The sequence below is a fragment of the Rhodopseudomonas sp. BR0C11 genome (assembly GCF_010820945.1).
GTDB classification, from domain to species: Bacteria; Pseudomonadota; Alphaproteobacteria; order Rhizobiales; family Xanthobacteraceae; genus Rhodopseudomonas; species Rhodopseudomonas palustris_H.
This window is the reverse complement of record NZ_QTKI01000164.1, coordinates 1-9,626: the sequence shown is the minus strand read 5'-3', so window position 1 is coordinate 9,626 and position 9,626 is coordinate 1. Positions and strand designations below refer to the sequence as shown.

Genomic DNA, 9,626 nt, shown 5'->3' with positions numbered 1-9,626 from the left:
CCCGGAAACCGTGCAGCGCCGCGTCGTCAGGATGCAGCAGCAATCGTGGCTCCGGCCGGCGTGCAGCAAGTAGCGCGCTGGCACGGCTCAACTCGCCGCCGGTGAAGGCGTCGTGCAGCGGGATCAGCCACAGCCCTTCGCCGGCCTCGATCGGCTGCAGCACCGCATCCGGCAGCGACGCTTCGCCCGGCTTGATCAGCAAGGTGCCGGGATCACCGCCACGCAACGGGCCGCCGACTTCTTCCAGGAAGCGCGTCACGTTATTGGCCGAATGCAGGCCGGAGGTCTTGTAGCTGGTGATCAAAGGCGCCGGCACCGCGGTGCCACGCGCGCCCTTGATGCCGAAAGTGAGCGGCCCATCCTGATCGACGGGGATCACCGCATCGGCGAACTGCCCGGCGCGATCGTCGGCGGTGCGGCCGGTGTAGGGCCGCGGCGCGCGGGTGACCTTGCCGTCGGGCATCCCGAAGTCTTCGCCCGGCGCCGCATCGGCCACGGCCACGAGATCAGGACGCTCGACGATCAGGTCGCCGATCAGCGCATCGAGCCCGTGCCAGTCGCCGGCGCCGAACGCATCGAGCCGGCGCCAGCTTGCCGGTGCGAAATCCTGCGGCGCGACCGCGGCGAAGAAGCGCTGCGCCCGGCCTTCATAGTTGACGAAGGTGCCGGTCGCCTCGGTGAACGGCGCCACCGGCAGCGCAACCGCGGCGCGCGCGGTGGTCTCGTTGGCCATCGAGTCCAGCGCAACCACACCCTTCGCGGCGGCCAACAGCCGCTCGACGCTAGCGCGCGGGGCACGGTCGAACAGATCGTTCTCGAGCACGATCGCGGTCTTGGCACCGCCGCGTTCGAGCAAAGCGGCAGCGCTGTCGAGGCCGTCGCCGCCGAGCAGCGCGAGCCCGATGCTGTTGGCTTCCGGCGCCAGCAGCACGATCCGCGCTTTCGTGCCGAGCGCAGTGACGATGCGCGCCGCCGTCTCGATAATCTCTGGCGACATCAGCGCGCAGCCGGCGACGATCAGCGGCCGCTCGGCGTTCGCCAGAATCTCGGCGACCCGCGCGGCTTCAGAATGCTCCTCGACCAAGCCGGCGGGGCCTGCGCCAAGCGCCGCCGCAACGCTCGCACCGAACGCGGCGACGCTGTGCGGATCGAGCCGCAGCGACAGCGCGGCGAGATCGTCGAGCGCATCAGGCAGCGGCGTCGCCAGCACGATCGGCGAGCGTCGCCCTTCGCCGGCGGTGCGGACTGCCGGATCGAGGAAGGCGTGCACGCCCTTCTGCGCGGCGAGCTCGCGCTCGGCGCCGCGTGCGGTCTGCCGCAGTGCCAAGGCCAGCCGCGGCGCGGTGCCGGTGAGATTTTCGCCGAGCACCAGCACGGCATCGGCGTGCTCGACCTCGTGCAGCGACGCGATCTTGGCAGGCCCTGCCCGCAAGATTTCGACGATGCGCCGCACCAGACCGGCTTCGACATCGGACACGCCGGCGAAGAACCGCTCCGGTCCGACCAGGCGCTGCAGTGCGTAGTTGGCTTCCAGCGAAGCGCGCGGCGAGCCAATTCCGATCGCGCCTTCGGCCACGATGGCATGGGCAGCGGACGCGGCCTCATGCTCGCTCGCAGGCGCGCCGCCGATTAGCGGCTGCCGCAGCCGATGCTCGGAGACGACGTGCAGCGGACCGTACCGGCCGCGATCGCAGATGAAGTAGCCGTTGAGGGCGCCGTGGTAGCGGTTCTGTACCCGCTTCACCCGGCCGTCGCGCTGGTCGACCAGAATGTTGCAGCCGAGCGAGCAATGCGGGCAGATCGACGGCGTCGCCCGCATGTCCCATTTGCGCGAGTAATCGCGCGACCAGCCCTTGTCGTTGAACACGCCGGTCGGACAGACTTCGGCGAGATTGCCGGCGAACGGGCTTTCCAGCGGACCGTCCTCGGCCCGTCCGAAATACACGTTGTCGTGGGCGCCGAACGCGTCGAGATCACGTCCGCCCGCATAGTCGCGATAGAACCGGGTGCAGCGATAGCAGGCGATGCAGCGGTTCATCTCGTGCGTCACCAGCGGCCCGAGATCCTGATTTCGATGGGTGCGCTTGGTGAACTTGTAGCGGCGATCGATATGGCCGGTGGCGACCGTCATGTCCTGCAGATGGCAGGAGCCGGCCTCTTCGCACACCGGGCAATCGTGCGGATGGTTGACCATCAGCCACTCGATCACCTGGGCACGGAATGCCACCGCTTCCGGATCGCTCACCGAGACCCGCTCGACGTCGGCCACCGGCGTCATGCAGCTCATGACGATGCGGCCTTCCTTGTCGTCCGGGCCGTCATAGACCTTCACGGCGCATTGCCGGCAGGCTCCGACCGAGCCGAGCGCGCCGTGCCAGCAGAAATACGGCACGTCGATGCCGTGCGTCAGGCACGCCGACAGCAGATCCTCGCCGTCCTTGGCTTCGATGACGCGACCGTCGATCTCGATCTTCTTCTTGGTCATGCGCGGCCCACCGGACAGAAGCCCTGGAGGTGGGCCGTGAAGATATCGCCGAAGCGTTCGAGACCGCTGCGGAGCGGCGTCAGCGCGCCGGTGTTGAGATCGCAATAGGAGCGGCCCGAAGGACCGGACAGCGCGACGTGCTGATGAAGTAGGTCGATGTCGGCGCGGGTGCCCTTGCCGGCTTCGAGCGTATCGAGCAGCTTCGATACCCACGGCAAACCGTCGCGGCATGGCGTGCACAGCCCGCAGCTCTCGCGCGCGTAAAATCGCATATGGCGTCCGATCGCCGCCACCGGGCAAGCGCGATCGTCGAGCACGATCAGCGCGCCGGTGCCGAGCGAACTGCCGGCTTTCTTGGCGTTGGTGAAATCGAGCGGCACGTCGAGCTCGGCCTTCTCGAAGAAGGCCGTGGCACCGCCGCCGGGCTGGAACGCCAGCAGCGCACGGCCATTGCGAATGCCGCCGGCACGATGCAGCAACTCACGCGCGGTCGAGCCCATCGGCGCTTCGATCAGTTGCGGGCGCTCGACGCAGCCGGAGATGCCGTACAGCTTGGTGCCGCCTTCGTCGGTGAACGACAGCGAACGATACCAGTCGGCGCCGTTCTCGATGATCGACGGCACCGACGACAGCGTCTCGACGTTGTTGACCGTGGTCGGCCGGCCCCACAGGCCGCTGACCGCCGGATAAGGCGGCCGATGCCGCGGCACCGGACGCTCGCCCTCGATCGCGGCGATCAGTGCGGTCTCTTCGCCGACGATGTAACGGCCCGCGGAAGCGTGCACCCGCATCGTCAGGTCGAAGCCGGAGCCGAGAATGTCGCGGCCCAGCAGCCCGGCGGCTTCGGCCTCGGCGATCGCGCGGCTCAGCGCGGTGGCAGCGGCGCGATATTCGTCGCGCACCAGGATGATCACTTCGGTGGTGCCGATCGCATAGGCAGCGATGGTCGCGCCCTCGATCAGTTGATGCGGCAGCGCCTCCATCAACAGCCGATCCTTGAACGAGCCGGGCTCGGTCTCGTCACCGTTGACGCAGAGATAGCGCGCACCCGGACCGGCTTTGTCGCTGCCGGTGCGCATGAAGCGCCATTTGTTAGCGGTCGGGAAGCCGGCGCCGCCGCGGCCGCGCAGCCCCGCGGCCTCGACCATCGCGATGATCGCTTCCGGGCTGTGGCGCTTGAGCGCCAGCGACAGCGCCGCGTAGCCGCCGAGCCCGCGCCATGCTGCGAGGCTGTGCGGCTGGCGGTCGGCGCGGGCACGGCCGGTGAGCGGCTTGTCGCTCATGGCTGGCCTCCCACCGCAGCGCCGCCGATCAGCGCGTCGAGATCGTCCGGCGTCAGCGGACCGATCAGCTTACGTTCCGGGCCGACCAGCGCCACCGGGGCGCGATCGCAGCCGCCGACGCAGCAGATGTTGATTAGCGTGAACTTGCCGTCCGGCGTGGTTTCGCCGAAGCCGATGCCGAGCTTGCTCATCACCGCATCGCGCACCGCATCGCCGCCGCACAGATAGCAGCTCAGACCGTCGCACAAGAGGATGACCGTGTCGCCGACCGGCGAACGGAAGATCTGGCTGTAGAACGTCGCCAGCGCATCGATCTCGGCGGGCGTGACGCCGAGCACGTCGGCGGCTTCCTTCAGGTGCGCGTCGGACACCCAGCCTTCAGCTTCCTGCACCAGCTTCAGCGCTTCGACCATCGCAGCCTTCGCGCCGCCATGGGTGGCGGCAGCGTGCTGGATCGCAGTCTTGAGGGCGGGACTGAGGCTCATCGGTCGACGTCCGACATCACGTAGTCAATGCTGCCGAGATAGGCGACGAGATCGGCCACCATCATGCCGGGCGCCACCGCGGAGATCATCTGCAGATGCGCGAACGACGGCGTACGGATCCGGGTGCGATAGCTGGACGGTTCGCCGTCCGAGATCAGCGCGAACTGCGTCAGGCCACGCACGGTCTCGACCTGGCCGGTGTATTCGCCCGGCGGCAGCACCGGTCCCCAGCTGGTGCTGATGAAGTGATGGATCATGGTCTCGATGTCGTGCAGCATCCGCTCGCGCGGCGGCGGCGTCGTCAGCGGATGATCGGCCTTGATCGGACCCGACGGCATGTTGTCGACGCACTGCCGGATGATTTTCAGCGACTGCCGGATCTCCTCGACCCGCACCACCGTGCGGTCGTAGCAATCGCCAGCGTGGCCGACCGGAATTTCGAAGTCGAAGTTCTCGAAGCCCGCATAGGGCCGCGCCTTGCGCACGTCCCAGGCATAGCCCGTCGCCCGCAGGCCCGGACCGGTGACGCCCCAGTCGAGCGCCATCGCGGTGTCGTAGGCCGCAATGCCCTTGGTGCGGGCGCGGAAAATCTCGTTGCGCAGCACCATGCCTTCGTAATCGTCGAGCCGCGACGGCATCCAATCGAGAAACTCGCGAACCAGCCGGTCCCAGCCGTCCGGCAGATCCATCGACAGACCGCCGATGCGGAAGAAGCCTGGATGCATCCGCGCGCCGGTGATCGACTCGATCACCCGGTAGCCGCGCTCGCGGTCGGTGAACATGTAGAACACCGGCGACATCGCGCCGGTGTCCTGCGCCATGGTGCCGTAGAACAGCAGGTGGTTCATGATGCGGAACATCTCCGACAGCATGATCCGCACCGTCAGCGCACGATCCGGCACCTTGATGCCGCAGGCCTTCTCGACCGCCTGCAGGTAGGGCATCTCGCCCATCACCCCGCCCAAGTAATCGACGCGGTCGGTGTAGGGCAGGAAGTTGTGCCAGGTCTGGCGCTCGGCCATCTTCTCGGCGCCGCGGTGATGGAAGCCGATATCGGGCCGCGCCGCGACGATCTCTTCACCGTCGAGCGCCAGCACGATTCGGAACACGCCGTGGGTCGCCATCGAATGCGGCCCGTAGTTCAGGATCATCAGCTCGACGCCGTCGCGATGCGTCGGCAGGCCGAACTTCTCCGGATCGGCGGCGAGCGCGTGCTCCTTGGCGTCGAACAGCGACGCCGTCATGTTGAACAGGGGCCGCTCCGTGGCGCGACCCGGCTGGGTCTTGCGCATCGGATGGCCTTCCCAGCCCGGCGGCAGCAGAATACGCAGCGAGTGCGGCTGAGCTTCGAACTCGACGCCGAACATGTCGTAGGCTTCGCGCTCGTACCATGGCGCGTTGGGAAACACCGAGCCGATCGACTTGGCGCGCGGATATTCGGCATCGAGCGCGATCTTGATCCTTATGTCGGCGTTGCGCTCGTGCGACATCAGGTGGCTGGCGATGGAGATGCCGGACGGCGGCAGTCCTTCGCGATGCTTGCGCGCGGTTTCGTCGATCGCCCACAGGTCGACCAGCATCTTGAACGGCCGGTCGATCTCCTGCTTCAGGAAGCGATGCACGTCGATCGTCGCGTCCGGCCGAATCCATACGGTCGGAAACCGATCGGCAGTCATTTGCTCGCCCAGCACCGCGTCCTTGAAGCGCGCGCTGAGCTCGGTGACGAGTTCGGATGCGCTCACAATGACTCCGGCGGATCAAGCAGGGTCTGCGCCATGCGTTCGTCATGGCGCTGGTCGCGCCGGCGTGGCGCGTCGAAGCCGAGGCCGGCGGTGTTGCCGACGGTGACACCGAGCGGACGGCGTTCGCTGCCGACCTGCTGCTGCAGCATGATCAGCGCATCGAGCACCGCTTCCGGCCGCGGCGGACAGCCGGGGATGTAGACATCGACCGGAATGAAACGGTCGACGCCCTGCACCACTGAATAGATGTCGTACATGCCGCCCGAGCAGGCGCAGGCGCCCATCGCAATCACCCAACGCGGCGCGCGCATCTGTTCGTACAGGCGCAGCAGCGGCGCAGCCATCTTGTGAAACACGGTCCCGGACACGACGAGGAGATCGGCCTGACGCGGCGAAGCGCGGATCACCTCGGCGCCGAACCGCGCCTGATCGTAAACCGGCGTCAGCACCGTGACCTGTTCGACGTAGCAGCACGACAAGCCGAAATTGAACGGCCACAGACTGTGCTTGCGCGACCATGCGGTGAGGTCTTCGAGCGTGGTGAACAGGCTCGACAGCGCCATATGTTCTTCGACCGAGCGCTGTTCGCCCGGCACGCCCGGATGTTGCGGCGTCATCGTCATCGGCGCTTGCCCTTGACCCAGTCGAGCGCTCCGTCGAGCCACAGATACACCAGCGCCAGCAGCAGCACGCCGATAAACACAGCGGCTTCGATCAGACCAAGCCAGCCGGCGTCGCGCGCGGCGACCGCCCAGGCGAACAGGATCGCGGCTTCCATGTCGAAGATCACGAACAGCGCGGCGATCAGGAAGTACGGCGCGTTCAGCGGCCCCTGCTGCGGCTGCGCCGGCAGCACGCCGCCTTCGTAGGGCACGTCGGGCCGCGCACCAGAGCGCTTCTCGCGCAGCCAGGCCGCGACCACGATGATCGCCGCAACGATCCCGGCCGACAGCGCGACGTGGATAGCGAGTGCGGCGCCCGAATTGATCGGAAGGGTCAGATCACCCACCGGCAAGGCTCCAACAAACAGCGGAAGAGCGGATCACGAACGATCCGACGTGGGGTGTAGAAGTCGGGTTGTTAACGCATCGTCACCATGCCATCCGACCCGTCAAGGCTGGTTGACGCGGATCAACTCCGCGGCCACGACAACGTGAGAATCCCGCTGTGATTTCCTGTACTTGGAACCCGGTATAGGGTGTCGGAAAGCCCCGCATGGCAGGGCTTTGCGGGCTCCAGCCAAGGCTCTTCCGACGGCCGAATCGGCCTCGTTCACGATCTGCGGCACGTTGCCACGTTGAGCCGCGATGGCCGTGAGCTTGCGTGCCCGGTGGCTGTCCGAGGTCGGCCGCGTACGCATCGGTCCGCCCGAACACGCCTGGGACCGATGCGCGAACACATTTCGCCGGACGCTGAAATGATCTAACGATAATTGTTTCGTCCTGGGCCGGCTGATGTCGCTAATCCATCTCTACACCCGCGTGCTGCAACTGCTCGGCAAGGAGGCGCGGCTCGGCTGGATTCTTGCCGTCGCCAATCTGCTGCTCGCCACCGCGCAATTCGCCGAGCCGATCTTGTTCGGCCGCATCGTCGACGTGATGAGCGGCAATCTCGCCACCGGCGCACTTGTGCCGGAGACGCGCTCGCCCTGGCCGTTACTCGGCGCCTGGGTCGGCTTTGGCCTGTTCACCATCATGTGCTCGGCCCTGGTTGCGCTGCAGGCCGACCGACTGGCGCACCGGCAACGCCAGGCCGTGCTCACCGGCTACTTCGAACACATCCTACAACTGCCGATCAGCTTTCACACCGGCACCCATTCGGGCCGGCTGATGAAGGTGATGCTGCAAGGCACCGACGCGTTGTGGCGGATGTGGCTCGGCTTCTTCCGCGAACACTTCGCCGCGATCCTGTCGCTTGTCGTGCTGCTGCCGCTGTCGCTGTACATCAACTGGCGGCTGGCAATTCTGCTGTTCGTACTGTGCGTCGTGTTCACGGTGCTGACCACACTGGTGGTGCACAAGACCTACGGCATGCAGGGCGAGGTCGAAGCCCAGTACAGCGATCTCTCCGCTCGCGCTTCGGACGCGCTCGGCAATGTCGCGCTGGTGCAGAGCTTCGTGCGCATCGACGCCGAGGTGCAGGGGCTGCGCAACGTCTCGGGGCGGCTGCTCGCGGCACAGATGCCGGTGCTGTCGTGGTGGGCGCTGGTGACGGTGATCACCCGCGCCTCCACCACCATCACGGTGCTGTCGATTTTCGCGCTGGGCATCTACCTCAACCAGCAGGGGCTCACCAGCGTCGGCGAGATCGTGATGTTCGTCTCGTTCGCCACGCTGCTGATCCAGCGGCTCGAGCAGGTGGTGAACTTCATCAACAACGTGCTGATGGAAGCCCCGCGCTTGCGCGAATTCATCGCCGTGCTCGATACCGTGCCCGCCGTGCGAGACCGCGCCGATGCGATCGACTGCGGCCGGCTGTCCGGCCTGGTCGAATTCCAGAACGTCTCGTTCTCTTATGACGGCAAGCGGCCGGCGGTGGAGGATCTGAGCTTCACCGCCCTGCCCGGCGACACCATCGCGCTGGTCGGCGCCACTGGCGCCGGCAAGTCGACCGCGATCGCGCTGTTGCATCGCGCCTTCGATCCACAGTCCGGCGTGATCAAGGTCGACGGCATGGATGTCCGCGGTATTACGCTGGCGTCGCTGCGGCGGAACATCGGCGTGGTGTTTCAGGAAGCGCTGCTGTTCGATCGCTCGATCGCCGATAACCTGCGGGTCGGCAAACCGGACGCGACGCCGGAAGAACTGCGCCTCGCCGCCGAGCGCGCGCAGGCGCTGGAGTTCATCGAGCGCAGCGACCACAAGTTCGAGACCAATGCCGGTGAGCGCGGCCGGATGCTGTCCGGCGGCGAAAGGCAGCGGCTGTCGATCGCGCGTGCATTACTGAAGGATCCGCCGATCCTGATCCTCGACGAAGCCACCTCGGCACTCGACGCAGTGACCGAGGCCAAGCTCAACCTCGCGCTCGACGAGGTGATGAAAGGCCGCACCACCTTCGTGATCGCGCACCGGCTGTCCACCATTCGTGACGCCACCCGTATTCTGGTGTTCGACAACGGCAAAGTGATCGAAAGCGGAACGTTCGATGAACTGGTGGCGCGCGGCGGTGCATTTGCGCAATTGGCGCGGGCGCAATTCATGGTGCAGGAGAGCGCGCGCTCGGCAATGAGCCCGGCAGCTGACACACAACTCTGATCGGTCGAATTTCAGCCCTTTTCGTCCCCGATTACCCGGGGCCAAGCCCTGTTCTGCGGGCGCGAGCCGGTATAGGGTCGGGTTTGCTGGGGCCACCGCCTGAAAACCCGAACGTCACCGTGCCGCGATCTCGTCGGCGCGACGGAACTCACAGGACCGGAATCGGAACGTGCCTTTCATCACTGCACAGCCTCGCCGTTCATCCTCGTTTTTGACCATCGTCGTTGCGGCGTTGTTGTCGCTGACCGTGCTGCCGCGCGTCGCGAATGCCGAAGCGCTGCTGCTGATCGAGGCCGATACCGGCAAGGTGCTGCAGGCCGACAACGCCACCTACCCGTGGCATCCGGCCTCCGTCACCAAGCTGATGACTCTGTATG

At 66.6% G+C, this 9,626-nt stretch carries 7 protein-coding genes and 1 pseudogene; 2 read left to right on the top strand and 6 right to left on the bottom strand.

Translation table 11 applies throughout. From position 1 onward, the window contains the following. The 6 genes from nuoG to DYI24_RS14100 all read right to left on the bottom strand — a co-directional run. A partial coding sequence (gene nuoG, locus DYI24_RS14125) for an NADH-quinone oxidoreductase subunit NuoG (protein ID WP_164572736.1) occupies positions 1–2,485 on the bottom strand: 2,485 nt, incomplete at its 3' end. Continuing rightward, positions 2,482–3,768 (bottom strand): complex I 51 kDa subunit family protein, encoded by a 1,287-nt coding sequence (locus DYI24_RS14120; RefSeq protein WP_164572735.1) that lies wholly within the window; start codon positions 3,766–3,768, stop codon positions 2,482–2,484. The genes DYI24_RS14120 and nuoG, both read right to left, overlap by 4 nt. Next, positions 3,765–4,253, bottom strand: coding sequence for an NADH-quinone oxidoreductase subunit NuoE (nuoE, locus tag DYI24_RS14115; RefSeq protein ID WP_107345853.1), 489 nt, complete (start codon positions 4,251–4,253; stop codon positions 3,765–3,767). Before nuoE ends, DYI24_RS14120 begins: the two co-directional genes overlap by 4 nt. Continuing rightward, positions 4,250–5,995 carry an NADH-quinone oxidoreductase subunit C/D gene (nuoC, locus tag DYI24_RS14110; RefSeq protein ID WP_164572734.1) on the bottom strand — a complete coding sequence of 582 codons (1,746 nt, stop codon included), beginning with the start codon at positions 5,993–5,995 and terminating at the stop codon, positions 4,250–4,252. Before nuoC ends, nuoE begins: the two co-directional genes overlap by 4 nt. Beyond that, positions 5,992–6,618 (bottom strand): NuoB/complex I 20 kDa subunit family protein, encoded by a 627-nt coding sequence (locus DYI24_RS14105; RefSeq protein WP_164572733.1) that lies wholly within the window; start codon positions 6,616–6,618, stop codon positions 5,992–5,994. Before DYI24_RS14105 ends, nuoC begins: the two co-directional genes overlap by 4 nt. Then, entirely contained in the window at positions 6,615–7,004 is a 390-nt protein-coding gene (locus tag DYI24_RS14100; protein WP_011159799.1) for an NADH-quinone oxidoreductase subunit A, read from the bottom strand. The genes DYI24_RS14105 and DYI24_RS14100 overlap by 4 nt, the downstream gene beginning before the upstream one ends. Before the next feature lie 445 nt (positions 7,005–7,449). Between DYI24_RS14100 and DYI24_RS14095 the strand changes: the two genes are divergently transcribed. Continuing rightward, complete coding sequence (locus DYI24_RS14095; protein ID WP_164572732.1) at positions 7,450–9,249, top strand: glucan ABC transporter ATP-binding protein/ permease; 1,800 nt, start codon at positions 7,450–7,452, stop codon at positions 9,247–9,249. Positions 9,250–9,418: 169 nt separating this feature from the next. Further along, a pseudogene (locus DYI24_RS14090) lies at positions 9,419–9,626 on the top strand (peptidase M15); the annotation flags it as partial.

Excerpts from the sequence above, each read along its gene's own strand:
- DYI24_RS14120 (WP_164572735.1), bottom strand. The coding sequence starts at position 3,768 with ATGAGCGACAAGCCGCTCACCGGCCGTGCCCGCGCCGACCGCCAGCCG.
- nuoE (WP_107345853.1), bottom strand. The coding sequence starts at position 4,253 with ATGAGCCTCAGTCCCGCCCTCAAGACTGCGATCCAGCACGCTGCCGCC.
- DYI24_RS14105 (WP_164572733.1), bottom strand. The coding sequence starts at position 6,618 with ATGACGATGACGCCGCAACATCCGGGCGTGCCGGGCGAACAGCGCTCG.
- DYI24_RS14095 (WP_164572732.1), top strand. The coding sequence starts at position 7,450 with ATGTCGCTAATCCATCTCTACACCCGCGTGCTGCAACTGCTCGGCAAG.